Origin of the sequence: Streptomyces sp. NPDC002734 (assembly GCF_040295685.1) — a bacterium.
Lineage (GTDB): Bacteria > Actinomycetota > Actinomycetes > Streptomycetales > Streptomycetaceae > Streptomyces.
This window is the reverse complement of sequence record NZ_JBEOVU010000003.1, coordinates 209,029-233,763: the sequence shown is the minus strand read 5'-3', so window position 1 is coordinate 233,763 and position 24,735 is coordinate 209,029. Positions and strand designations below refer to the sequence as shown.

Here is a 24,735-nt window from a genome sequence, read left to right as displayed (position 1 = left end):
GGGCACCCAACGTGTGGAAGCCGCGTCCCGAAACCTTACGGTCTCGGGACGCCAAGACGCACGCGGGTCCTGCTAGTTGAGCAGGCTCCCCTGAAGCTCCGCGCGCAGATCCGGCGTAAGTACCGTACCTGCACGGTCGACCAGGAGTGCCATCTCGTACCCCACCAGACCGATGTCCGCGTCCGGGTGGGCCAGCACGGCGAGTGACGAACCGTCCGAAATGGACATGATGAAGAGGAAACCCCGCTCCATCTCGACCACGGTCTGGTTCACATGGCCGCCCTCGAAGATCCGCGAGGCTCCCGCGGTCAGCGAGGTCAGACCCGAGGCGACCGCCGCGAGCTGGTCCGCGCGGTCGCGCGGGAAGCCTTCCGACATCGCCAGAAGAAGGCCGTCGGCGGAGACCACCACGGTGTGGGAAACACCGGGGGTGTTGTCCACGAAGTTGGTGATCAACCAGTTCAGGTTCTGCGCCGCCTGGCTCATCGGGCTCACACTAACGCTCCTGGTTGTAGGTGCTGTCAGGACCACGGAACTGGTTCCCGTCGGCCTGGCCGTTCGTTTCGTTGCCGGCGGTACGTCCGCGCTGGACGCCCCGCCGCAGGTTGCTCAGCCGGCCCCGCACTTCGTCGGGGTTGCGGGAGACCTGCGGACCGCCCTGCGGGGTCGCCTCGGCGGTGCCCTCCACGAGGTTCGCCTTGGGTACCCGCTTCGGGAGGCCGGAAGAGGTCACTCCGCCCGCCTTGGGCTTGCTGAGCTTGGAGGCGGACTGCCAGCGGTCGTCGTTGGAGGACCGCCAGTCGTCGCCGGCCGCAGCCGGGCCCTGGCCGTTGCCCTGACCGGCGCCGTCACCGAAGCCCCCGCGCCGCGGAAGTCCGGAGTCGGTCGTCGCCGGGCCCTGGCCGAAGCCTACGCCGTTGGACATGCCCGCGTCAGCGCCCTGGGGCGACCCCGCGTCCGCGGGGTACCCCTCGGCGTAGCCGTTCTGGTAACCCTGCTGCTGCCAGTCGCCCTGGTAGGGCTGCTCGCCGTAGTTCTGGTAACCGTCCTGGCCGTCGCCCTGCTGCTGCGTCGGGCCGGGCTCCGCGTAGCCCTGCTCGCCGGCGCCGTAGTACGACTCGTCGTAGCCCGGCTGCTCCTGGTAGCCCTGCTGCTGGTCGTAGCCGCCGTCCTGGTAGCCCTGACCCTCGTCGTACCCCTGGCCCTGGCCGTCCCGGTAGCCCTGGCCTTCCTGGAAGTCCTGCGGGTGGGTCTGGGCCTCGAGGGCGGCGCGGCGCTCCTCGCGCAGGAGCTGGCGTCCGACCGAGTCGAGCTCGCGGGCGTCCTCCCCCGGCTGCTGGTAGCGGCTGTCGTCGAAGCCGAGCTCGGCGGCGGTCCGCAGCGGGGCCTGCTCGATCGGAGCCTGCTGCTGGTACTGCTGCGGGATGATCTGCGAGACCGTGAACTCGTCGGCCGGCACGTTCTGCGCGGCGCCACCGTGCGTGATGTTGTCCGGGAGCATGACCAGCGAGGTGGTGCCGGCCTGCTCGCCCGACGGGCGGAGCTGGACGCGGATGCCGTGCCGGTCGGACAGGCGGCCGACCACGAAGAGGCCCATGTGCTGGGAGATCGCGGCGTCCACGGTCGGCGGGTTGGCCAGCTTGTGGTTGATGTCCGCGAAGTCCTCGGCGGTGAGGCCGATGCCCTTGTCGTGGATCTCGATCATGACGCGGCCGTCCGGCAGACGGGTCGCGGTGACGCGGACCTTGGTCTGCGGGGAGGAGAACGTGGTCGCGTTCTCCAGCAGCTCGGCGAGCAGGTGCACGAGGTCGGTCACGGCGCGGCCGTGGATCTCGGCCTCCGGGACGCCGGCCAGCTCGATGCGGTCGTACTGCTCCACCTCGGAGGAGGCGGCGCGCAGGATGTCGACCAGCGGGACCGGCTGGTCCCAGCGGCGGCCGGGCTCCTCGCCGGCGAGGACCAGGAGGTTCTCGCCGTTGCGGCGCATACGGGTCGCCAGGTGGTCCAGCTTGAAGAGGTTCTCCAGCTGGTCCGGGTCGGCCTCGTTGTTCTCCAGGTCGGTGATCAGGGTCAGCTGGCCCTCGATCAGGGACTGGTTGCGGCGCGACAGGTTGGTGAAGATCGCGTTGATGTTGCCCCGGAGCAGTGCCTGCTCCGCGGCGAGCCGGACCGCCTCGCGGTGGACCTGGTCGAAGGCGCGGGCGACCTCGCCGATCTCGTCGGTGGTGTTGATCGGGATCGGCACCACGCGGGTGTCGACCCGGCCCGGGTCGGTGCGCGAGAGCTGGTCGACCAGCATCGGCAGGCGCTGCTCGGCGACGTCGAAGGCCGCGTTGCGCAGGTCGCGCATCGAGCGGCTCATCTGACGGGCGACGAGACCGGCCAGCACGAAGGCGGCGATCAGGGCGAGGAGCACGGCGCCGGCGGCGACGAAGGCAGCCGTCCTGGCGTCGTCGGCGACCTGCTGCGAGCCCTCCACCGCGGCGTCGGTCAGGTCGGACTCGATCTTGCCGTAGGCCTCGAACTTCGGGTCGTTCACCGCCTGCCAGGTCTCCGCGGTGACGCCGATCTGCTTCAGCGTCGCCTTGCCCACGGGGGTGCCCGGGTCGTTGACGAGGATGGCGCGGATGATCTCGGTGGTGTCGACGAGGTTCTTGTGGAACGGCGTCTCGGCCGCCGTCTCCGCGAACTTCCGCTTCACCTCCACCATCTCGGACTCGAGGCGCTCCTGGTCCTCGACGCGGCCGGCGCCGGTGTACTCCTCGATCGCGATGCGCTCGAGGTAGGCGTACGAGGAAAGGGTGACGCGCTGCGACAGCCGCACCTTGGGGTCCGGGTCCGGCTTGACCAGGACGTGCGTTCCGATGGAGCGCTGCAGCGACTGGGCGCCCTTGGTGAGCGACATGGCGTACGCGGTGCGGCCGTACGAGGCGACGTTGCCCTCGTCGAGCGTGAGCTCGTTGGCGAAGTCCATGAGGGGGTGGATGACCTGGACGTACCCCTCCTCCGTGCTGGTGCCGGGGAGCATCTTGGTGTACGCCCGCTCCCGCAGGGCCGGGAGCTTGTCCGCGGCCGCCACGAACAGCTCCTTGCGGCGCTGGAGGCTCGGCGTGTCCGGAAGGTCCTTGAGCACCTTGTCGAACTCGACGGCGGCCTTGTCGCTCCGCTCGCGGAGCTCCTTGACGACCGGGTTGTTCTTGCCCTTGCCCTCGAGGAGCGGGGCGGCGCTGAGGTCACGCTCGTCGGACAGGGCGTCGGCGTAGTTCAGGGCGCCGCGGACCACGCGCGCGGTGGCGGCCGCGTCCTCGGCCTCCTGCCACGTGTCGATGGATCCCTTGACCTCGACGGCGGCCAGAATGAGACCGAGGACGACGGGTATCAGGAGGATCGCGTTCAGACGCGTACGCACCCGCCAGTTGCGGGGCGAGAAACGGCCACCGCCCGCATCGGGCGTGACCACCGGCTCGGAACCGGGCAGCTCCTCCGACCCCGCTCGCGGGGGCGGCGTGAAGTTGCCCCGGGCCGACGGCTCGGGTCCGTTCTTGCTTCGCCTCACTCGACCAACAACCTCTCGGCGGTCGGCACCTTCGTCGTGCCGCGGTGTCTCTGGGCCCTTGTGACCAATGGGCAGTTCTGGCATTCCAGCACGTGGGTACGGACAGTTCCAAACGTCCGGACACGACTGATCCACGGAACGAAAGGGACCCGTAAAAGGGACATAAGGAGTGTCGTCCGGCAAATGGCGGGGCGTTCGTACGCGTAGCGGCACCGGCCGACCGCGCCCTGTGGCATCAGGTGACAGATATCTCTGTCGAAATGTTATGAACTCCTGCCCCCGGGTGGCCAAGGCCACAAGGGGCTTTTGATGCAGGTCATAACTCCTGTGCACGACGGTGCACTTGATGTGTACCACGAACACATTCCGTGCGGCACCCCCCACGAATTCCGCGCCGCTCCCGCACAGCGGAAACCCGGCCGCGCCGGCGTGCGCGCGACCGGGTTTTCGCAGGCAGCGGGCCTACGGGCGCAGTCGCGCCATGAGCGCGTGCTCCACAAGACTGATCAGGGCGCCCTTGGCCTCGGTGCGATGGCGGGCGTCCGTGGCGAGGATCGGGGTGCCGCTGCTGATCTGCAGCGCCTCCCGCACCTCCTCCGGCTGGTAGGCCTGCTGCCCGTCGAAGTTGTTGAGCGCGACCACGAAGGGCAGGCCCGAGTTCTCGAAGTAGTCGACCGCCGGGAAGCAGTCGGCGAGACGCCGGGTGTCCACCAGGACCACCGCGCCGATGGCGCCGCGGACCAGGTCGTCCCACATGAACCAGAACCGGTCCTGCCCGGGGGTGCCGAACAGGTACAGGATCAGGTCCTGGTCCAGGGTGATGCGACCGAAGTCCATGGCGACCGTGGTGGTCGTCTTACCGGACGTGTGGCTCAGGTCGTCGATGCCCGCCGAGGCGGAGGTCATGACCGCCTCGGTGCGCAGCGGGTTGATCTCCGAGACGGAGCTGACGAACGTGGTCTTGCCGACGCCGAAGCCGCCCGCCACCACGATCTTCGCCGAGGTCGTCGCCCGGCTTCCGTCAGAGGTTGCGAAGTCCACTGAGCACCCTTTCGAGCAGTGTCACGTCCGGTGCACCGCCGTTGTTCTCGTCGCCGCCCGGCTGGTGGACGGCGACCATGCCCGCCTCGGCGAGGTCGGCGACGAGGATGCGCGCCACACCCAGGGGCATGGACAGCAGGGCCGACACCTCCGCCACCGACTTCACCTCGTGGCAGAGGTGACAAATGCGCTGATGCTCGGGGAGGAGTCCCCCTGTCTGTGCCGGATTCGCGATCGTGCTGATCAGCGCCTCGATGGCGAGCTGGTAGCGCGGCCGCGTCCGGCCGCCGGTCATGGCGTAGGGCCTGACCAGCGGCCCCTCTTCACCGTACTGATCTCTGTACGGATCGTGAGCGGCGGAAGGCGGGTTCATTGATCCTCCGGGCGGACAGCAAGTCGGGTTGAAGTGCCGCGGGCCGGTGGGGGGTTGCGTGCATGACGGCCGGACGGTGGGGGGGTGTCGGTCACATGGCGCGGGCAGCTCAGCGGAGCAGGCTGCCCTGGAGCTCCGCGCGCAGGTCGGGCGTGAGGACGGCGCCTGCACGGTCGACCAGAAGAGCCATCTCGTAGCCCACCAGGCCGATGTCGCACTCCGGGTGGGCCAGGACGGCCAGGGACGAGCCGTCCGAGACGGACATGATCAGCAGGAAGCCGCGCTCCATCTCGACGACGGTCTGGTTGACGTGACCGCCCTCGAAGATCCGCGAGGCTCCCGCGGTCAGCGAGGTCAGGCCCGACGCGACCGCGGCGAGCTGGTCGGCGCGGTCACGCGGGAAGCCCTCGGACATCGCCAGGAGCAGACCGTCGGCGGAGACGACGACGGTGTGGGAGACCCCGGGCGTGTTGTCCACGAAGTTCGTGATCAACCAGTTCAGGTTCTGTGCAGCCTGGCTCATCGGGCTCAACTAGCGCTCCTGCTGGTGAGTGGGGTTCGGGAAGGAACCGGTCTGGCCGGAAGTGGCCTGCCGTCCCTGCGCGATGCCCCGGCGGAGATTGGTCAGCCGGCCCCGCACGGCGTCGGGCGCGCGGGAGACCTGCGGCCCGCCGGTGTGCTGGTTCTGCTGCGCGGTGCCCGGGACGAGGTTCGCCTTGGGCACCCGCTTGGGCAGGCCGGACGTGGTGACGCCGCCCGCGCTGGGCTTGCGGGCGCGCTCGGCCTGGCGGGACAGCTCGTCGTTGGGCGAGCTGCGCCAGGGGGCCGCGGACGGCCGCTGGGCGGCCTGGGCGCCGGGCCGCTGCGGGGCCGGCGGCTGCTGCGCCGGCTGCTGGGGGGCGCGCTGCGGGGCCTGCGGCTGCTGCGGACGGCGGGGCTGGCCCGGCGCCTGCTGCTGCGGGGCGGGCCGGCCGGCCTGCGGCTGCTGCTGGTACTGCTGCTGACCCTGCGGGCCCGGGGCCTGCTGCTGCTGGCCGCGGAACCAGTTGGTCTCCAGCGAGTCGAACAGCGGGGTCCCGCCGTCGGTGTGGCCGTTGACCGGCGGCAGGTCGCCCTGCGCGGGCTGCTGCTGCGCGCCGTAGCCGCCGCCGTACTGCTGCTGGCCGCCGGCCGGGGGCTGCGGGAACTGCCCGGTGGACGAGGGGTCCTGGTACTGGCCCGGGGCCGGGAACTGCCCGGTGGACGACGGGTCCTGGTACTGGCCCGGCGCGGGGAACTGCCCCGTGGACGACGGGTCCTGGTACTGGCCCGGCGCGGGGAACTGCCCCGTGGACGACGGGTCCTGGTACTGGCCCGGCGCGGGGAACTGGCCGGTGGACGAGGCGTCCTGCGGCGCGGCCAGGTAGCCCTGCTGCGGGTACTGGCCGCCGGCGGGAGCGCCGGGGTTGCCGTACTGCTGGGGCTGCTGCGGGGCCTGCGGCTGCTGGGCCTGCGGCCGGGCGCCCTGCTGGGGGCCGCGGACGCCGGGCGCCTGGGGCTGCTGCTGCGGCGCGGGGCCGTCGAAGTCGGGGCGCGGGAACTGGGCGGTGGAGCCCGGTCCCTGCTGGTCGTCGACGCGCGGCAGCTGCGAGGTGTGGCCGAAGTCGTCGTGACCGCGCGGACCGTCGGCCGGACGGGCGCCGCCGGGGAGCTCGGCACGCGGGCCGCCCGGAGGCGGCAGCTGCGGCTGGCGCTGACCGGGCTGGCCGCCCTGCGCGCGGTTCGGCTGCCCGGCGCCGGGGCCCTGGCCCCTGCCCTGACCGCCGGCCGGACCCATGCCCTGACCGCCGGCGGGGCTCATGCCCTGACCGCCGGCCTGGCCCATGCCCTGCTGGGGGGTGCGCTGCGCCGGAACCGAGCCGCGGTTCTGCTGCTGCGCGGGGCCGGCCGGGAAGCCGGCCTGCGGGGCCTGCGCGGAGGGACCGCCGAAGCCGGCGCCCGCGGTGGGACGGCCCTGGCCGGGACCGCCGGCGGGCGTGCCGCCCTGGCCGCCGGAGCCGCCCTGGCCGAACGCTCCGCCGCCGGAGTCACGGGCGGGCAGCGCGGGTCGCGCGCCCGAGCCGAGTGCTGCGCCGGCGCCGCCGCGACGGGCCGCCGCCGCGCCGGCCGCGGCCGCGGCGACACCGCCACCACCCTGGCCCTTGCTGGGAACGGCCTTTTTGTCGCCCTGGGCGACGTCCACGGGGAGCATGACCAGCGCGGTCGTGCCGCCGGAGTCCGAGGGACGCAGCTGGATGCGGATGCCGTGACGCTGCGAGAGGCGGCCGACCACGAACAGACCCATGCGGCGGGAGACGGAGACGTCCACCGTGGGCGGCGCCGCGAGGCGCTCGTTGATCGCGGAGAGGTCCTCCGGCGAGAGGCCGATGCCGGTGTCGTGGATCTCGATCAGCGCGCGGCCGTCGGGCAGCGCGTGACCGGTGACCCGGACCTTGGTCTGCGGGGAGGAGAACGAGGTGGCGTTCTCCAGCAGCTCGGCGAGCAGGTGCACGAGGTCGTTGACGACGCGGCCGGCGATCTCGGTCTTGGGGACCGTGGACAGCTCGATGCGCTCGTACTGCTCCACCTCGGAGGCCGCGGCGCGCAGGACGTCGACCAGCGGGACCGGGCGGGTCCAGCGACGGCCGGGCTCCTCGCCCGCGAGGACGAGGAGGTTCTCGCCGTTCCGGCGCATACGGGTCGCGAGGTGGTCCAGCTTGAAGAGGGAGGACAGCTGGTCCGGGTCGGCCTCGCGGGACTCCAGTTCGGAGATCAGCGTCAGCTGGCGCTGGATGAGGCCCTGCGAACGGCGCGAGAGGTTGGTGAACATCGCGTTGACGTTGCCTCGCAGGAGGGCCTGCTCGGCGGCGAGGCGGACCGCCTCGCGGTGCACGTCGTCGAAGGCCGAGGCCACCTGTCCGATCTCGTCCCGGGAGTGCACACCGACCGACTCGACGGTGGTGTCGACGTCCTGCGGGTCGTTCTCGGAGAGCTGCTTGACCAGCTCGGGCAGGCGGTCCTTGGCGACCTTGGTGGCGGTGTCCTGCAGGCGGCGCAGCGAGCGGATCATGGAGCGGGCCACGACGAAGGCGCCGACCAGGGAGACGCCGAGGACCACCAGGATCAGGACACCGGAGATCAGCGCCTCGCGCTGGGCCTCGTCCTGGAGCTCGCGGGCCTTCTGCTCCATCTCCTCGAGGAGCGTGTGCTCGATGCTCTCCATCGACTCGAGCTTGGTGGAGGCGTCGTCCACCCAGTCCTGGTAGGACTGCCGGTTCACGTTGCGCGTGCCCTTGGGGCTGAGCACGGTGTCCGCGTACTTGTCCGCGGCCTCGATGACGCTGTTGTTGCCGAGCGGCTCGAGGGTCTTCTTGGCGCCGGAGCCGTAGATCGTCGTGAAGGCGTCCAGCTCGCTCTTCTCGCTGCCGATGGCGGCCTCGCCGTAGAGGCGGTCGTTCTCGGACAGCTTGGCGAAGGAGGCGGCGTCCTTGGGGAGCGCGGCGGCGATGACCGCGCGCTGCATGGACGCGTACTCCTTGGCGGAGGAGAAGGCGGCCAGCGCTCGGGTGCGCTGGATCATCTCCGGGTTGCTGGTCGCCTCGGCCATGTCGGTGGAGAGGTCGAGCAGCTGGGTGATGAGCCGGTGGTAGGACTCCACCGTCTGGGTGGCGTTGCCCTGGGAGTCGTAGGCGTTCTTGCGCAGCTTGTCGAGGTCGCGCAGCTCGCCGACGAGGCCGACGAGGCTGTCGCGGACGCCCTGCAGCTCACCCTCGGTGAGCTGGTCGTCGACGGCCTCGGTGTCCTTGAGGAAGGTGCTCTTGGCGCGGTCGGTCTTCTCGCGCGGCGTCTTGACCTTGTAGTCGCGGTCCGCGCCGCCGTGGGCCAGCGGGCCGGCCGTCACGTCGCGCTCCTCCTGGAGCGCGGTGGCGAGCTCGGTGGCCTGCTTGGTCATCTCGGTCAGCAGCTGCATGTTCTCCAGCTGCTGCATGTCCTCGAGCGAGTCGCTGATCCGCAGTCCGCCCAGGGTGGTCGCGGCGACCACGGGCAGCGCGAGCAGCGAGACCAGTCGGGTGGAGATGCGCCAGTTGCGCAGGGCTATGCGGGAGCCCGGGCCCGTGGATCCGCCGCCGGCCGGCTTGAGCACCGGGGCGGGCGCGTCGCCGTCCGGTTCCTGGCCCTGGGCGTGCTGGGGCGAGGCACCGCGTGCGGTCCCGTTGTGTGGCTCCGGCTCCGCCGAAGCGCTGCCATCCCTCTTGAAACGTCCCTGCACTAGCGTCGCAACCTCTGGACCAGGCGTCCCTCCGGGGGAAGGGACGGTGTCGGCGTATGCGAGGGCGCGTTCGGGCTGCGCCCCCGTTGTGTGGTCGTGAAGTGACCTACGTGGTCGTGATGGACCGGCGCTTCCTCCCCCTCCTGACCTCCGCCCGGAGCTGTCGGCGCACCGGAGCGTCGGCTGGTTCCACGACGGTCCGTGGAATTCCAGCACAGTGGCCGATCCTCAACAAGGCCCGTAGGGCAGGCCGTGACCCAGATGACACGTTGTACCGGCCGCGTCACACCCCGTGGAGGCTTACACCGGGCAAAACGGGTGTTCCCCCAGGTACCGCACGGCTCGCACAGGTGTCCCAGTCGCCATGATCAGGAGCGGAATGGAGACTTTCACTTGCTTATGTCCGCTATCGCCCCCTGGCCGTTTCGACCGGCTTGCCCGGAATGACGGGCGGTCAAGTGAGGAAAATCACTAAGGATTCACGTACCCTTCACCGGTTGGGAGGTGAAACGCGCGTTTAGTCTGACGTTTTAGCCTGACGCTTGAGAGGGAACGTCGGCGGACCGCCGACGTCCGCCCGACGCCGCACCCGACGCAGCAGCACCCGCCATCAGAGGGGTCCGAACAACAGTGAAGACGAACATGAGCTCTCGCAACACCGCCAACCCGCGCCGCACCACCCTGGCGCACCTGGAAGACGCCGCGCACCTGCTCGGCGAGGAGCTGGAGCACTCCGTCGACCTGCCGGCCCAGACGGCCAACCCCCGCCGCACGATCCTCAACGAGGTCCCGGTCCGCGCGACCGCCGAGTAGCGGCGCCGCGGCACTCCCGCCGCCCGTGCGGACGGTGCGCGCCACCGGCCCCTCCCTCCGCGTTAGCCTGGAGCGTCAGACTCCGGCCGGCAGCTCAGTGAGGGGCACCAGGATCCCGTGCGCATCGCCAGATTCTCCATCGACGGGAACGTCGCCTTCGGCGTGGTCGAGGGCGACAAGCAGGACGAACTCGTCCTCGACATCATCAAGGGCATCCCGTTCGCGGAATTCGAGCTCTCCGGCACCAAGGTCCCGCTGAGCAAGGTCCGCCTCCTGCCGCCCGTCCTGCCCAGCAAGGTCGTCGCGTTCGGCCGCAACTACGCGGAGCACGCGGCCGAGATGGGCGGGGAGGCGGCGCAGGACCCGTTCGCCTTCTTCAAGCCGTCCACCTCGGTGATCGGCTCCGGCGACGTCATCCAGTACCCGTCCTTCTCCCAGGAGCTCCACCACGAGGCGGAGCTCGCCGTGGTGATCGGGCGGATGTGCCGCGAGGTCCCCAAGGAGCGCGTCAAGGACGTGATCCTCGGCTACACCTGCGCCAACGACGTCACCGCCCGCGACGTGCAGCGCCGTGAGCAGCAGTGGGCGCGCGCCAAGGGCTTCGACACCTCGTGCCCGCTCGGCCCCTGGATCGAGACCGAGCTCGACCACTCCGACCTCGCCGTCCAGTGCACGGTCAACGGTCAGCAGCGCCAGCTGGGCACCACCGCGCAGATGGTCAACTCGGTCGAGGACCTGGTCGTCAATATCTCCGCGGCGATGACGCTCCTGCCGGGCGACGTGATCCTCACCGGCACCCCGGCGGGCGTCGGCCCGCTCCAGGACGGCGACGAGGTCGCCGTCACCATCGAAGGCATCGGCACTCTCACCAACAAGGTTGTCAAGCGTGGCTAGCGCACCCGTCCGTGTACGTTTCTGCCCCTCCCCCACCGGTAACCCGCACGTGGGCCTGGTGCGCACCGCCCTGTTCAACTGGGCGTTCGCCCGGCGCAACCAGGGCACCCTGGTCTTCCGCATCGAGGACACCGACGCGGCCCGCGACTCGGAGGAGTCGTACGAGCAGCTCCTCGACGCGATGCGCTGGCTGGGCTTCGACTGGGACGAGGGCCCCGAGGTCGGCGGTCCGCACGCGCCGTACCGGCAGTCGCAGCGGATGGACCTCTACCGCGACGTGGCGCAGAAGCTCCTGGACGGCGGCTACGCCTACCACTGCTACTGCTCCGCCGAGGAGCTCGACGAGCGCCGCGAGGCCGCCCGCGCGGCCGGCCGCCCGTCCGGCTACGACGGCCACTGCCGTGAGCTGACCGCCGAGCAGGTCGCCGCCTACGAGGCGGAGGGCCGCAAGCCGATCGTGCGCTTCCGGATGCCCGACACCACGATCACCTTCGACGACCTGGTGCGCGGCGAGCTGACCTTCACCCCGGAGAACGTGCCGGACTACGGCATCGTCCGGGCCAACGGCGCCCCGCTGTACACCCTGGTGAACCCGGTCGACGACGCGCTGATGGAGATCACCCACGTCCTGCGCGGCGAGGACCTGCTCTCCTCCACCCCGCGCCAGGTGGCGCTGTACGGCGCGCTGATCGAGCTGGGGATCGCCAAGGCGGTCCCGCGCTTCGGCCACCTGCCGTACGTGATGGGCGAGGGCAACAAGAAGCTCTCCAAGCGCGACCCGCAGGCCTCGCTCAACCTGTACCGCGAGCAGGGCTTCCTGCCCGAGGGCCTGCTGAACTACCTGTCGCTGCTGGGCTGGTCCCTCTCCGCCGACCGGGACGTCTTCTCGATCGAGGAGATGGTCGCCGCCTTCGACCTGAAGGACGTCAACCCGAACCCGGCGCGCTTCGACCTCAAGAAGTGCGAGGCGATCAACGGCGACCACATCCGGCTGCTGGACCCGAAGGAGTTCGCGGCCCGCTGCGAGCCGTGGCTGCGGGCGCCGTTCGCCCCGTGGGCGCCGGAGGACTTCGACGAGGCGAAGTGGGCGGCGATCGCCCCGCACGCGCAGACCCGTCTGCGCGTGCTGTCGGAGATCACCTCCAACGTCGACTTCCTCTTCCTCCCCGAGCCCGTCTTCGACGAGGCCTCGTGGAACAAGGCGATGAAGGAGGGATCGGACGCGCTGCTGCGCACGGCGCGCGAGAAGCTCGAGGCCGCCGACTGGTCCTCCGCGGAGTCCCTCAAGGAGGCCGTCCTGGCCGCCGGCGAGGCCCACGGCCTCAAGCTCGGCAAGGCCCAGGCCCCGGTCCGCGTCGCGGTCACCGGCCGCACGGTGGGTCTGCCGCTCTTCGAGTCCCTGGAGGTCCTGGGCAAGGACGCGACCCTCGCCCGCATCGACGCGGCGCTGGCGAAGCTGGCCGCGTGACGCCGTAGCCGCACGCGCACGCACGAAGGGGCGGCCGCCGGGAGTTCCCGGCGGCCGCCCCTTCGTGCGCCGTGGTGGACAATGCGCCGGAGCCCGGCCGGGCCGGAGGAGGAGTCGATGACCTTGGTCCACGTCGCGGCGCTGAGCGGCCCCTACGTCGTCGCGGTATGCGTCGCCGCCCTCCTCTTCGTCGCCCTGCGGCGCCTGCCCGAGCGACCGGGCGACGGACGGCGCGAGCCGCCGACCTGGAGGAAGGCCCTGCTGCTCGGTGTGTCCCTCGGGGCGACCACCTACCTCCTGGGCCTCATGACGGGGTCGTCCCTCCAGCCGGAGGAGTCCTGCGCGAACGCCTCCGGCCGGGCTCCCGGCACCGCTCTGGAGGCGGTCGACCGCAGTTACCTGCCCCTGTCCCACACGTGCCGTTGGGCCGACGGTGCGGTCCACGAGATGGTCCCGGGATGGGTGAACCCCGCGTTGCTGGCCTGGGCGACGCTCACCGTGCTGTGCCTGTCGGTCCCGTTGCGCGACCTGAAGCCCCGGAACGCGCACCCGTCCGAGTGACCGGCATCGGCCTCCCGCCCGGCGAATGCCGCGCCGGTATGTGCACGTGCACCGTTTGACGCGCGGTCCGTTCCCCGGGAAGGGGTCGCGCTCCTAGGGTGCTGGGATCGGCGGGGCAGGCGGTCGGGCCGTGCCCCGGGCAGGAGAGGACGAGGGGGCAGCGCGTGGGCGAGCTGAACGGATTCGTGGACGAGCGTTTCGCGGCGGTGCGGGAGGCGGCGGAGGCCAACCTGGCCGCCGGGGCGGAGACCGGGCTGTCGATCTGCCTGGACGTCGACGGCGAGCGGGTGGTCGACCTGTGGGGCGGTCACGCCGACCGGGCGCGCACCCGGCCCTGGGAGCGGGACACCCTGGTCAACGTGTGGTCGACGACCAAGACGCTGACCTCGCTCGCCGCGCTGGTCCTGGTGGACCGCGGTGCACTGGACGTCGACGCCCCGGTGGCCAAATACTGGCCGGAGTTCGCGGCGGGCGGCAAGGAGGGCGTGCTGGTCCGGCACCTGCTGAGCCACACGTCCGGCGTCTCCGGCTGGGCGGCGCCGTTCGACGCGGCGGACATCTTCGACTGGGAGCGCTCGACCGCGCACCTGGCGGCGCAGGAGCCGTGGTGGACCCCGGGCGAGGGCTCCGGCTACCACCTGCTGAACTTCGGTCATCTGGTCGGCGAGGTGGTCCGCCGGGTCGACGGGAGGCCGCTCAAGAGGTTCGTCGACGAGGAGATCGCGGGCCCGCTGGGCGCGGACTTCCGCATCGGCGCGCGGGAGGAGGACCGGGACCGCTGCGCGGAGATCATCCCGCCGCCTCCGCCGCCGGTCGACCAGAGCGCGATCGACCCGTCGAGCGTGCTGATGAGGACGCTGACGAGCGCGCCGCTGCGGGCGGAGATCGCCAACACGGAGCGGTGGCGTCGGGCCGACATCGGCGGGGCCAACGGTCACGGCGACGCGGCCTCGATCGCGCGGGTCCTCTCCGTGATCTCGCGCGGCGGCGAAGTCGACGGGGTGCGGCTGCTGTCGCCGGAGACGGTGAACCTGATCTTCCGCGAGCAGGCGCGGGGCGTGGACCGGGTGCTGGGCGTCCCCCTGCGCTGGGGCATCGGCTACGCGCTGCCGGAGCCGGCCGGGGTGCCGTTCATCCCGGAGGGCCGGATCTGCTTCTGGGGCGGCTGGGGCGGCTCGCAGATCGTCATGGACGTCGAGCGGAGGATGACCTTCTGCTACGTGATGAACGAGATGAAGGCGGGGCTGGTCGGCTCCGAACAGGGGGCGCAGTACCTCTCCGCCGTCTACGCGGCGGTCTGACGTTCACCTGGGGGGCGGCTTCCTGAGCCGTCCCCCGCCCATCGGCCGTCCGGGCCGGGTCAGAAGCCGCCGCCGAAGTCTCCGCCGCCCCCGAAGCCGCCGCCGTCGCCGAACCCGCCGCCGAAGTCACCGGAGTTGAAGTCGCCGCCGCTGAAGTCGCCGCCCTCGAACCCGCCGCCGTCGCCGTAGCCGCCGCCCCAGCCCGCGCCGTAGGCGGGTCCCGCCATCATGCCGCCGAGCATCGTGCCCATCAGCAGTCCCGGCAGCAGCGCGCCGCCGAAGTAGCCGCCGGCCCAGGGGCCGTAGACCGGGCCCGCGTCCCAGTAGGGACGGCGGGTGCCGTACCCGGTGTCGACCTCGCGGATCATCGGGTCGAGACCATCCGCCAGCCGCGCCTGGTCCGCGGCGCACACCGGCACGTCGCGCGCCGTGCCGCCGGGCGGCGTCCACCGCGCGTCGGCCACCGACGGCCCGTGCCGCGGGTCGAAGAAGCAGGGCGCGCGCCGCTCCGGCAGAGGGCGGCCCTCCCGCCGTGCGGCCAGCACGGCGAGCGCGAACCGGCCGTCCTCCAGGGTCTCGGTGACGCCCTTGACGTCCTCGGGCCGCTGGGCGGCGGCCATCTTCGTCTTGGCGTCCTCGTAACTGTCCAGCGCCCGCGCGTAGTCCGCGCGCATGGCGTCGTCGGCGCCCGGTTCGCCCGGGTGGAAGTCCAGTCGGTCGAGCTCCTCGCCGTAGGCGGTGATGTCCTCGTCCACGACGACCCGCAGCCGCTCCAGCGCCTCGCGCCGGTCCGCCTCGGCCCGGCGGCGGCTGCGGCGGGTGACCACCAGGGCGCTGCCACCGACCACCGCGGCGAGCGCGCCGACGGTCACCAGGGCGCCGACGCCGTTGGCCGCACCGGCCCCGCGCCCGTTCCAGCTGTCGGGTGCGGACCCGCTCATGGTGTCCAGCGCCCGGTCGGTGAAGTTGCTCAGCTGCTGCGGGGCCGGCTCGCCGTCCACGCTGCGGGCCAGGTTGCTCACGGCCTGGCGGGACATCACCGACGAGTCGGCCCGCGCGTCGAACCGGTCGCCCAGGCGTATGCCGTAGACGCCGGTGATGCCGGTGGCGGAGCGCAGGTCGCTGAAGATGTTGTCGGTCGGGTAGTCGGCGGGCAGGACCACCAGGAACACCGCGCGGTCCGCGTTCTCGATCCGGTCGGCGAGATCGGCCGCCTCGGCCTGCGACAGCTGGTCGGCGGCCTGCGGGTCGACGTAGACGGGGTTGTCCCGCAGGCGATCGCCGATCTCCTGGATGGACGTCGCGGCGGGGGCGGCGGCCGTGCGGGACTCCGCCGCGGCCACTGTCCCGGTGGGCGCGGCGGAGGCAAGGGGCACGCCGGTCGCCAGGCCGGCCGACGTGGTGAGCAGCGCTGCGGCTGCTATGGAGGCCGGTCGCCCGAGACGCCGGCTGGTCGGGGTGCCCTTCATACGTACGAAGGTACGCCCGATGACCCAAAAGGGTGAAATGGGTCACCGGTGAACCCCCGGCGCTCCGGGTCAGGCCGGCTCGACCCCCGCCCGCAGCAGGCCGTAGGTGTAGGCGTCGGAGAGCGCCTGCCAGGAGGCCGCGATCACGTTGTCGGCGACGCCGACCGTGGACCACTCGTTGCGGCCGTCGGAGGTGGAGATCAGCACCCGGGTCGTCGAGTCGGTGCCCGAGCGGCCCTCCAGGATGCGGACCTTGTAGTCGACCAGCCCGATCTTGGCCAGCTCCGGGTAGATCCGCTCCAGGCCCGCGCGCAGCGCCCGGTCCAGGGCGTTGACCGGGCCGTTGCCCTCGCCGGCGGCGTGGATGACCTCGCCCTTGGCGACCAGCTTGACGGTGGCCTCGTTGGCGTGGCTGCCGTCGGGGCGGTCCTCGGTGATGGCGCGCCAGGAGTCCACCGCGAAATAGACCGGCAGCGTGCCCGCCTCGGCGCGCAGCAGCAGTTCGAAGCTGGCGTCGGCGGCCTCGTAGGTGTAGCCCTTGAGCTCGCGCTCCTTGACCCGCTCGACGACCCGCCCGACCAGCTCCCGGTCGTCGCCGAGGTCGATGCCGAGCTCCTTGCCCTTCAGCTCGACGGAGGCCCGGCCGGCCATGTCGGAGACGAGCATCCGCATGGTGTTGCCGACCTGCTCGGGGTCGATGTGCTGGTACAGGTCCGGGTCGACCTTGATCGCGGAGGCGTGCAGTCCGGCCTTGTGGGCGAAGGCGGAGAGGCCCACGTAGGGCTGGTGGGTGGAGGGCGTGAGGTTGACGACCTCGGCGATGGCGTGGGAGATCCGGGTCATCTCACGGAGCCTGCCCTCGGGCAGGACCCGCTTGCCGTACTTGATCTCCAGCGCGGCGACCACCGGGAAGAGGTTGGCGTTGCCGACCCGCTCGCCGTAGCCGTTGGCCGTGCACTGCACGTGGGTGGCGCCGGCGTCGACGGCGGCCAGGGTGTTGGCGACGGCGCAGCCGGTGTCGTCCTGGGCGTGGATGCCCAGGCGCGCTCCCGTGTCGGCGAGGACGGTGGCGACGACGGCGTGGATCTGCGCGGGCAGCAGGCCGCCGTTGGTGTCGCACAGGACGACCACGTCGGCGCCGGCCTCGGAGGCGGCGCGCACCACGGCCTTGGCGTACTCGGGGTTGGCCCGGTAGCCGTCGAAGAAGTGCTCGCAGTCGACGAAGACCCGGCGGCCGGCCGCCCTGAGGTGGGCGACGGTGTCGCGGACCATCTCGAGGTTCTCGTCCAGGGTGGTGCGCAGCGCCAGCTCGACGTGCCGGTCGTGGGCCTTGGCGACCAGGGTGATCACCGGGGCGCCGGAGTCCAGGAGCGCCTTGACCTGCGGGTCCTCGGCGGCGGAGCCGCCGGCCCGGCGGGTGGCTCCGAAGGCGACCAGCTGCGCGTGCCGGAAGTCGATCTCCTCGCGGGCGCGGGCGAAGAACTCGGTGTCCCGCGGGTTGGCGCCCGGCCAGCCGCCCTCGATGAATCCCACGCCGAACTCGTCCAGGTGCCGTGCGATGGCGAGCTTGTCGGAGACGGTGAGGTTGATGCCCTCCCGCTGGGCTCCGTCGCGCAGCGTGGTGTCGAAGACGTGGAAGGCGTCGTCGGGTCGGCTGGTTTCCGTCATGGCAGGAACTCCTGAACTGGTCGTCTCGGTCGGACCGGAAGAACCGGCTCCACCGCCCCCGACGCTCGCGCGCCCTCCGTCCCGGCCGTGGGTGGGGCCGAAACAAAGAAAACCCCTCGCGGGTGCGAGAGGTCTGCGCGCGGGTCGACGACGAGGGTGACCACGCGTACGGGGTGCGTACGGGCGGTCACTGCGGACCGGCGCGCCTGCTGCCGATAATCATGGCGAACGAGGGCACATCGCCAGTCTGGCACAGGTTGCGCGGCCTCAAACCGGGTGTCTCAGGATCCGGGCGAACCGTCCCACCACGCGAAGCGGCCCCGGGGAGCGCAGCGCGCTTCCCGGGGCCGCCGGGCGGTTGGTCCGCCGGACCACCGTCGGTCCGCCGTTCGCGGTCTCAGCAGACCTTGTGCATCCAGCCGTGCTTGTCCTCGGCGGTGCCGCGCTGGATGTCCAGCAGGGCGTCGCGCAGGCGCAGGGTGACCTCGCCGGGCTCGCCGGTGCCGTGCTTCCACTCCGTGCCGCTGCTGCGCTTGACCGTGCCGACCGGGGTGATCACGGCGGCGGTGCCGCAGGCGAAGACCTCACGGAGGGCGCCGCTCTGCGCGTCGGCCTGCCACTGGTCGACGGAGACCTTGCCCTCCTCGGGGGCGAGGCCGAGGTCGGCGGCCACCCGCAGCAGGGAGTCACGGGTGACGCCCTCGAGGATGGAGCCGCTGAGGGCCGGGGTGACGATCCGGTCCTCGTAGACGAAGTACAGGTTCATGCCGCCGAGCTCCTCGATCCACCGGCGCTCGATGGCGTCGAGGTAGCAGACCTGGTCGCAGCCCACCTTGGCGGCCTCGGCCTGGGCCATCAGGGAGGCGGCGTAGTTGCCGCCGGTCTTGGCGTCGCCCATGCCGCCGGGGACCGCGCGCACGTGCTCCTCGGCGACCCAGATGGAGACCGGCTTGACCCCGCCGGGGAAGTACGCGCCGGCCGGGGAGGCGATGACCAGGAACAGGTACTCCTTGGCCGGCCGGACGCCCAGCCCCACCTCGGTGGCGATCATGAACGGGCGCAGGTACAGCGAGTCCTCGCCGCCGTGCGCCGGGACCCATGCCTCGTCCTGCCGGACCAGCGCGTCGCACGCCTCGATGAAGGTCTCGACCGGGAGCTCCGGCATGGCCAGCCGGCGGGCGGATGCCTGGAAGCGCAGGGCGTTCTTCTCGGGGCGGAAGATGCCCACCGAGCCGTCGGCGCGGCGGTAGGCCTTGAGCCCCTCGAAGATCTCCTGCGCGTAGTGCAGGGTCATGTTGGCCGGGTCGAGGGAGAGCGGGCCGTAGGGGACGAGCTCGGCGTCGTGCCAGCCGCGGCCCTCGGTCCACTTGACCGACACCATGTGGTCGGTGAAGTGGCGGCCGAACCCGGGGTTGGCCAGGACGGCCTCCCGCTCGGCCGCGGGCAGCGGGTGCGAGGTGGGCTTGAGCTCGATCGTGGGCGTCGTCGTCATCAGCAGAACTGTCCTTCACCGTTGTAGTGACGGGCCGCGTCTCCGCTCGTGCTTCCCGCCGTCGTCGGACGTCCCTCAGGACGCCCGGTCGGCACGTTCTGGCGATGATCGAACGCGACTCCACGTCCGATTATCGCAAGAGGGTGCCCGGTGAAGGACGGTGCGGTGGTACGACCCTGCGTTTCGATGGTGGCACCCGGCGGGACATGGCGGAAGCCGCCGGGTGCGAGGTGCGTCCCGGCGGCTTTCGTAGGTGGGCGGCCGGGGGCTAGCCGGCTACTCGTGCGGCGAGCGCGTCGCCGATCTCCTCGGTGGAGCGGGCGGGCAGGCCCACGCGCTCGACCAGGTCGGCGGCGACCGCGTCGTCGATGCGCGCGGCCTCGGCGTCCAGGCCGAGGTGGCGCAGCAGGAGGGCGACGGACAGGACGGTGGCCGTGGGGTCGGCCTTGCCCTGGCCGGCGATGTCCGGGGCCGAGCCGTGGACCGGCTCGAACATGGACGGGTACTGGCCGCTCGGGTTGATGTTGCCCGAGGCGGCCACGCCGATTCCGCCGGAGACGGCGGCGGCGAGGTCGGTGACGATGTCGCCGAAGAGGTTGTCGGTGACGATCACGTCGAACCGCTCCGGCTGGGTGACCAGGTAGATGGTCGCCGCGTCGACGTGCATGTACTCGGTGGTGACCTCGGGGAACTCCTGGGCGACACGGTTGAACACGTCGGTCCACAGGTGACCGGCGAAGGTCAGCACGTTGTTCTTGTGGATGAGCGCCAGCTTCTTGCGCGGGCGGGCCTGGGCGCGGGCGAAGGCGTCGCGGACCACGCGCTCGACACCGTAGGCGGTGTTCACCGAGACCTCGGTGGCCACCTCGTGCTCGGTGCCCTTGCGGATGGTGCCGCCGTTGCCCGTGTAGGGGCCCTCGGTGCCTTCGCGGACGACCACGAAGTCGATCTCCGGCTCGCCGGCCAGCGGGGTGGCGACACCCGGCAGCAGCTTGGACGGGCGGAGGTTGACGTGGTGGTCGAAGGCGAAGCGGAGCTTGAGCAGGAAGCCGCGCTCCAGCACGCCGGACGGCACGGAGGGGTCGCCGATGGCGCCGAGCAGGATGGCGTCGTGCCCCTTGAGCGCGGCCAGGTCGTCGTCGGTGAGGGTCTCACCGGTAGCGTGGTAGCGGCGGGCGCCGAAGTCGTACTCCGTGGTCTCCAGCTTCACATCCTGCGGGAGGACGGCGGAGAGGACCTTCAGGCCTTCGGCCACGACTTCCTGCCCGATGCCGTCACCGGGAATCACTGCGAGATCGATGCTGCGAGACATGTCGGCACCTTAGTGCGTTGTCCCAAGGGGTGGCACGCGCCGTCCGCGATGCGGACAACGGACCCCTCGGGGGCTGGTCGTGCGGCCTGCTCAGTGGCCGGTCGCGCCGCCGTTGTCACGGCGGTCGAGGGCGCGCTGGAGGGCGGCCGCGGCGTTGCGGCGGTCGGCGTCGGCCGGCCGGGAGCGGCGGGCGCGGGAACGGGCGGCGGAGTGGGCGTGCTGGACTGCGGTGGTCTCGGGCATGACGCGTCGGCTCCTTCGGAGGAAGAGTGGCGGAAGCGCCGGAAGGGGCGGGGAGCGTCACGCCGCAGGGGTGGCCTGCGCGGGGGCGTGGCTCGCCAACGCCGTTCGCCGGATGGGGCGACATGTTCGGCTCCTACAAAGCTAGGCGAGCCGAGCGCCGTTGTCTCCACCATTAGTCGGACGTCCTACTATCCGAGACAGATGCCACCCCAACGGGCTCAGATGTGCACAAGGGGCCCACCCGGCAGGCGGACCCCGGCAGGCGGCGGGCGGTGCGAAAAGGGCTCCGCCCCCGCCTCGTGGGGGAGAGGCGGGGGCGGAGCGGTCCGGTGCGAGCGGTCAGCCCATGTGCGGGTAGCCGTACTCGGTCGGCGCGACCAGGGTCTCCTTGATGGCCCGGGTCAGGGTCCAGCGCTGCAGGTTCTGCGGGGCGCCGGCCTTGTCGTTGGTGCCGGAGGCGCGGCCGCCGCCGAACGGCTGCTGGCCGACCACGGCGCCGGTCGACTTGTCGTTGATGTAGAAGTTGCCCGCCGCGTAGCGGAGCTTGTCCATCGTGTACGCGGCCGCGGCGCGGTCGCCGGAGATGACCGAGCCGGTGAGGGCGTAGTCGGAGGCCGACTCCATCTGGGTCAGCATCTCCTCGTACTTGTCGTCCTCGTAGACGTGGACGGCAAGGATCGGACCGAAGTACTCGGTGGTGAACACCTCGTTCTCCGGGTCGGTGCACTCGATGACGGTCGGACGCACGAAGTACCCGACCGAGTCGTCGTAGGTGCCGCCGGCCACGATCGTGCAGGCGTCGTCGGCCTTGGCGCGGTCGATGGCCGCCTTGTTCTTGGCGAAGGCGCGCTCGTCGATCACGGCGCCGAGGAAGTTCGACAGGTCGGTGACGTCACCCATCGTGATGCCGTCGACCTCGGCCGCGAACTCCTCCTTGAACCCGTCGTTCCAGATGGAGGCCGGGATGTAGGCGCGCGAGCTGGCGGAGCACTTCTGGCCCTGGTACTCGAAGGAGCCGCGGGTCAGCGCGGTCTTCAGCACGGCGCGGTCGGCGCTCGGGTGGGCGACGACGAAGTCCTTGCCGCCGGTCTCGCCGACCAGGCGGGGGTAGGCGCGGTAGTTCTCGATGTTGGCGCCGACCGTCTTCCACAGGTGCTGGAAGGTCTTCGTCGAGCCGGTGAAGTGGATGCCGGCCAGGTCGCGGTGGTTCAGCGCGACCTCCGAGACCGCGATGCCGTCACCGGTGACCAGGTTGATGACGCCCTTGGGCAGACCGGCCTCCTCCAGCAGGCGCATGGTGAGGACGGCGGCGTGGGTCTGCGTCGGGGACGGCTTCCACACCACGACGTTGCCCATCAGCGCGGGCGCGGTCGGCAGGTTGGCGGCGATGGCCGTGAAGTTGAACGGCGTGATCGCGTAGACGAAGCCCTCGAGCGGGCGGTGGTCCAGCCGGTTCCAGACGCCCGGGGAGTTGGCCGGGGGCTGCTCGGCGAGGATCTGGCGCGCGTAGTGCACGTTGAAGCGCCAGAAGTCGACCAGCTCGCAGGGGGTGTCGATCTCGGCCTGCTGGGCGGTCTTGCCCTGGCCGAGCATGGTGGAGGCGGCCAGCGTCTCGCGCCACGGACCGGACAGCAGCTCGGCGGCGCGCAGGATGATGGCGGCGCGGTCGTCGAAGGACATGGCGCGCCAGGCCGGGGCGGCGGCCAGGGCCGCGTCGATGGCGTCCTGGGCGTCCTGCTCGGTGGCGTGACGGCCGGTGCCGATGACCGCCTGGTGGTTGTGCGGCTGGACGACCTTGAACTCCTCGCCGCCACCGAGGCGCTTGACGCCGCCGATGGTCATCGGGAGCTCGATCGGGTTGTCGGCCAGCTCCTTGAGCTTGGCCTCCAGCCGGGAGCGCTCGGCCGAGCCGGGGGCGTAGCCGTGCACCGGCTCGTTCACGGGCGTGGGGACCTGGGTCACAGCGTCCATGGGTTCCTTCTCCTTGTGAGAGCTCTGAGCGGTGGGTGCGGTCGGGCGGTGCGGGGCTCAGCCCTTGCTGACCATCGAACGCAGGAAGAACCGGAGGTTCGACGGCTTCTCCGCGAGACGGCGCATGAAGTAGCCGTACCAGTCGGTGCCGTACGCGGTGTAGACACGCATCCGGTGACCCTCGGCGGCGAGACGCAGCGATTCGTCGCCGCGGATGCCGAACAGCATCTGAAACTCGTACTCGTCCATCTTGCGCCCTGCGCGGCGCGCGAGCTCCTGTCCGATGGAGATCATCCGCGGGTCGTGCGAACCGATCATGGGGTAGCCGTCGCCCTCCATGAGGATCTTCATGATCCGCACGTACGCCTTGTCGATCTCGGCCTTCGACTGGTAGGCCACCTCGGCGGGCTCCTTGTAGGCGCCCTTGACGATGCGCACCCGGCTGCCGCTCGCCGCGAGAGCGCGGGCGTCCTCCTCGGTGCGGTACAGCATCGCCTGGATCACGCAGCCGGTCTGCGGGAAGTCCTCGCGCAGCCAGGCGTGGGTGGCCAGCATCTTGTCGATGGTGGTGTGGTCCTCGGCGTCCAGGGTGACCGTGGTGCCGATCGCGGCGGCGGCCTCGACGACCGGGCGGACGTTGGCGCGGGAGAGCTCGACGCCGTTCTCCAGGTCCTGGCCGAACATCGACAGCTTGACGGACATCTCGACGCGGGCGCCGAGCTCCATCTCCTCAAGGCTGGCGATCAGCTCCAGGTAGGCGTCGCGGGCCGCCTCGGCCTGCTCGGGCGTGGTGATGTCCTCGCCCACCACGTCCATGGTGAGCTCCAGGCCCTGCTCGGTGAGCTCGCGGACGATGGGCAGGACGTCGCCGACGGTCTCGCCGGGGATGAACCGGTCGACGACCTGCTTGGTGCCCGGGGCCGCGGTGACCAGACGACGCATCCTGTCGCTGCGCGAGGCGGCGAGAATCACGGGACCCAGCACGGGGACCTCCTGGAAATACGAAAGTGACGAGGGCGTGGACCGCCGATTCGAACGGTAGGGATCCAGGTTCCGTTTCACCTATCGACACCTGTCACGGATCGACGCCTTTCCTCTCAGACATCTGTATGAAGAGGGAGGACAATGGAGCCGTGAAACCGGACTACCAGGAACTGGTCGACGAGATCTCCGCCCTGCTGGGCGTGCCGGCCACCCTCGAGGGGCGCGACTTCGGTCTGATCGCCTTCGGGGTGCACGACGGCCTCGGCGACGAGGCGGCGCTGGACCCCGTGCGGACCAGGACCATCCTGGCGCGCAGCTCGTCAGCACAGGTCAGGGCCTGGTTCGAGGGCTTCGGCATCGCCCGGGCGACGGGTCCGGTGCGGATCCCTCCGGCGCCGGAGGCGGGAGTGCTGCGGGGCCGGATCTGCCTGCCGGCCCGCTCCCGGGACGTCGTCCAGGGGTACGTCTGGCTGCTGGAACCGGACCCGGGCCCCACCGAGGCCCAGCTGGCGGCGGCCATGCGGGTCGCCGGGCGGATCGGCGCGCTGCTCGCCGAGGAGGCGTCCGCCGAGGACGCGGTGACCCGGGAGTTCCGCCGGGTCCTGGAGAGCGGCGGGGAGGGGCGGGAGCGGGAGACGGCGCTGGGCGCGCTCCGGTCGGCCCTCGGGCCGGACGCGGGCGACCTGTACACCGTGCTGTGCGTGACGCCGTGGACCGAGGAGGAGCCGCCGTCGGCGCGCCGGGTGCCGGGCACCGCGGCGGCCGTCGCGGCACCGCTGACCGGCGGCCCGCAGATGCTGGCGCTGCTGGTGCGGGTGCGCACCGGCGCGGAGGTGCCGGCCTCGGTGCTGACCGCCGCGGCCCGGCTGGCGCCCGGCTCCGCGGCCGGGGTGGGCGGGCCGCGGCGCGGGGCCGGGGAGACGGGCGAGCTGTGGGACCAGGCGCTGGCCGCAGCCCGCGCCGTCACGGCGGAGCCGCGTCTGGGGCCGGTGGCGCAGTGGTCGGCGATCGGCCCGTACCGCCTGCTCACCCGGCTTCCCGCGGGCGCGGCCGAGGACACGGCGCTGCGCGAGCTGCTCGACCGTCCGGAACTCGCCCGCACGGTCGAGGTCTACCTCGACCACGCCGGCCAGGCGGGCCGCACCGCAGCCGCCCTGGGCATCCACCGGCAGACGCTCTACTACCGGCTCTCCCGCGTGGAGCAGCTCACCGGCCTCGACCTCGACGACGGCGAGCACCGCCTGCTGCTCCACATGGGCGTCAAGGCCGCCCGCCTCTGACCGCCGGCTCCGGGCGGCCAC

At 71.6% G+C, this 24,735-nt stretch carries 19 protein-coding genes; 6 read left to right on the top strand and 13 right to left on the bottom strand.

What is annotated here, in order from left to right; all coding sequences use genetic code 11:
- Positions 1-72: 72 nt before the first annotated feature.
- The 6 genes from ABT026_RS04330 to ABT026_RS04305 form a co-directional block, all read right to left on the bottom strand.
- A complete protein-coding gene (locus tag ABT026_RS04330) occupies positions 73-486 on the bottom strand; it encodes a roadblock/LC7 domain-containing protein (RefSeq protein ID WP_166021041.1) in 414 nt (137 codons plus the stop codon).
- Between the two features lie 10 nt (positions 487-496).
- Entirely contained in the window at positions 497-3,556 is a 3,060-nt protein-coding gene (locus ABT026_RS04325) for a sensor histidine kinase (protein ID WP_351112005.1), read from the bottom strand.
- 462 nt (positions 3,557-4,018) lie between these two features.
- Positions 4,019-4,597, bottom strand: coding sequence for a GTP-binding protein (locus ABT026_RS04320; protein ID WP_351112003.1), 579 nt, complete (start codon positions 4,595-4,597; stop codon positions 4,019-4,021).
- A complete protein-coding gene (locus ABT026_RS04315) occupies positions 4,578-4,970 on the bottom strand; it encodes a DUF742 domain-containing protein (RefSeq protein ID WP_108954245.1) in 393 nt (130 codons plus the stop codon). The genes ABT026_RS04320 and ABT026_RS04315 overlap by 20 nt, the downstream gene beginning before the upstream one ends.
- Before the next feature lie 109 nt (positions 4,971-5,079).
- Positions 5,080-5,502, bottom strand: coding sequence for a roadblock/LC7 domain-containing protein (locus tag ABT026_RS04310; protein WP_108954246.1), 423 nt, complete (start codon positions 5,500-5,502; stop codon positions 5,080-5,082).
- A complete protein-coding gene (locus tag ABT026_RS04305; RefSeq protein ID WP_351112001.1) occupies positions 5,503-9,258 on the bottom strand; it encodes a sensor histidine kinase in 3,756 nt (1,251 codons plus the stop codon).
- A 630-nt stretch (positions 9,259-9,888) separates the two neighbouring features.
- On the opposite strand from ABT026_RS04305, the gene ABT026_RS04300 reads away from it, so the two are divergent.
- The 5 genes from ABT026_RS04300 (at position 9,889) to ABT026_RS04280 (ending at position 14,295) form a co-directional block, all read left to right on the top strand.
- Positions 9,889-10,071, top strand: coding sequence for a hypothetical protein (locus tag ABT026_RS04300; protein WP_351111999.1), 183 nt, complete (start codon positions 9,889-9,891; stop codon positions 10,069-10,071).
- 117 nt (positions 10,072-10,188) lie between these two features.
- On the top strand, positions 10,189-10,965 hold the full coding sequence (locus tag ABT026_RS04295; RefSeq protein WP_351111997.1) for a fumarylacetoacetate hydrolase family protein: 777 nt from the start codon (positions 10,189-10,191) through the stop codon (positions 10,963-10,965).
- Entirely contained in the window at positions 10,958-12,433 is a 1,476-nt protein-coding gene (gene gltX, locus ABT026_RS04290; protein WP_502967897.1) for a glutamate--tRNA ligase, read from the top strand. The genes ABT026_RS04295 and gltX overlap by 8 nt, the downstream gene beginning before the upstream one ends.
- 117 nt (positions 12,434-12,550) lie before the next feature.
- Positions 12,551-12,994, top strand: a complete 444-nt coding sequence (locus ABT026_RS04285) for a hypothetical protein (protein WP_351111993.1) — start codon at positions 12,551-12,553, stop codon at positions 12,992-12,994.
- Between the two features lie 164 nt (positions 12,995-13,158).
- Positions 13,159-14,295 (top strand): serine hydrolase domain-containing protein, encoded by a 1,137-nt coding sequence (locus ABT026_RS04280; RefSeq protein WP_351111991.1) that lies wholly within the window; start codon positions 13,159-13,161, stop codon positions 14,293-14,295.
- A 59-nt stretch (positions 14,296-14,354) separates the two neighbouring features.
- On the opposite strand, the gene ABT026_RS04275 is transcribed toward ABT026_RS04280, so the two are convergent.
- The 7 genes from ABT026_RS04275 to ABT026_RS04245 all read right to left on the bottom strand — a co-directional run bounded on the left by ABT026_RS04275 (position 14,355) and on the right by ABT026_RS04245 (position 23,434).
- The gene (locus tag ABT026_RS04275) at positions 14,355-15,764 is read right to left on the bottom strand and encodes a hypothetical protein (protein WP_351111989.1); all 1,410 of its coding nucleotides are present in this window, start codon (positions 15,762-15,764) and stop codon (positions 14,355-14,357) included.
- Positions 15,765-15,833: 69 nt separating this feature from the next.
- Positions 15,834-17,432, bottom strand: a complete 1,599-nt coding sequence (cimA, locus tag ABT026_RS04270) for a citramalate synthase (RefSeq protein ID WP_351111987.1) — start codon at positions 17,430-17,432, stop codon at positions 15,834-15,836.
- Between the two features lie 397 nt (positions 17,433-17,829).
- A complete protein-coding gene (locus ABT026_RS04265) occupies positions 17,830-18,924 on the bottom strand; it encodes a branched-chain amino acid aminotransferase (RefSeq protein WP_351111985.1) in 1,095 nt (364 codons plus the stop codon).
- A gap of 268 nt (positions 18,925-19,192) precedes the next feature.
- Positions 19,193-20,236 (bottom strand): 3-isopropylmalate dehydrogenase, encoded by a 1,044-nt coding sequence (locus tag ABT026_RS04260; protein ID WP_351111983.1) that lies wholly within the window; start codon positions 20,234-20,236, stop codon positions 19,193-19,195.
- Between the two features lie 90 nt (positions 20,237-20,326).
- Positions 20,327-20,479 (bottom strand): hypothetical protein, encoded by a 153-nt coding sequence (locus ABT026_RS04255; protein ID WP_351111981.1) that lies wholly within the window; start codon positions 20,477-20,479, stop codon positions 20,327-20,329.
- A gap of 339 nt (positions 20,480-20,818) precedes the next feature.
- Positions 20,819-22,450 carry an L-glutamate gamma-semialdehyde dehydrogenase gene (gene pruA / locus ABT026_RS04250; protein ID WP_351111979.1) on the bottom strand — a complete coding sequence of 544 codons (1,632 nt, stop codon included), beginning with the start codon at positions 22,448-22,450 and terminating at the stop codon, positions 20,819-20,821.
- A 57-nt stretch (positions 22,451-22,507) separates the two neighbouring features.
- The gene (locus ABT026_RS04245) at positions 22,508-23,434 is read right to left on the bottom strand and encodes a proline dehydrogenase family protein (protein WP_351111977.1); all 927 of its coding nucleotides are present in this window, start codon (positions 23,432-23,434) and stop codon (positions 22,508-22,510) included.
- Between the two features lie 149 nt (positions 23,435-23,583).
- Here ABT026_RS04245 and ABT026_RS04240 point away from each other — a divergent pair, with 149 nt between their 5' ends.
- Positions 23,584-24,714 (top strand): PucR family transcriptional regulator, encoded by a 1,131-nt coding sequence (locus ABT026_RS04240; protein WP_351111975.1) that lies wholly within the window; start codon positions 23,584-23,586, stop codon positions 24,712-24,714.
- The last annotated feature ends 21 nt before the right edge of the window (positions 24,715-24,735 follow it).

What these genes read in the sequence shown, in the direction of transcription:
- ABT026_RS04330 (WP_166021041.1), bottom strand. Translation starts at nt 486, where the DNA reads ATGAGCCAGGCGGCGCAGAACCTGAACTGGTTGATCACCAACTTCGTG.
- ABT026_RS04315 (WP_108954245.1), bottom strand. Translation starts at nt 4,970, where the DNA reads ATGAACCCGCCTTCCGCCGCTCACGATCCGTACAGAGATCAGTACGGT.
- ABT026_RS04285 (WP_351111993.1), top strand. Translation starts at nt 12,551, where the DNA reads ATGACCTTGGTCCACGTCGCGGCGCTGAGCGGCCCCTACGTCGTCGCG.
- ABT026_RS04275 (WP_351111989.1), bottom strand. Translation starts at nt 15,764, where the DNA reads ATGAAGGGCACCCCGACCAGCCGGCGTCTCGGGCGACCGGCCTCCATA.
- cimA (WP_351111987.1), bottom strand. Translation starts at nt 17,432, where the DNA reads ATGACGGAAACCAGCCGACCCGACGACGCCTTCCACGTCTTCGACACC.
- ABT026_RS04265 (WP_351111985.1), bottom strand. Translation starts at nt 18,924, where the DNA reads ATGACGACGACGCCCACGATCGAGCTCAAGCCCACCTCGCACCCGCTG.
- ABT026_RS04260 (WP_351111983.1), bottom strand. Translation starts at nt 20,236, where the DNA reads ATGTCTCGCAGCATCGATCTCGCAGTGATTCCCGGTGACGGCATCGGG.
- ABT026_RS04255 (WP_351111981.1), bottom strand. Translation starts at nt 20,479, where the DNA reads ATGCCCGAGACCACCGCAGTCCAGCACGCCCACTCCGCCGCCCGTTCC.
- pruA (WP_351111979.1), bottom strand. Translation starts at nt 22,450, where the DNA reads ATGGACGCTGTGACCCAGGTCCCCACGCCCGTGAACGAGCCGGTGCAC.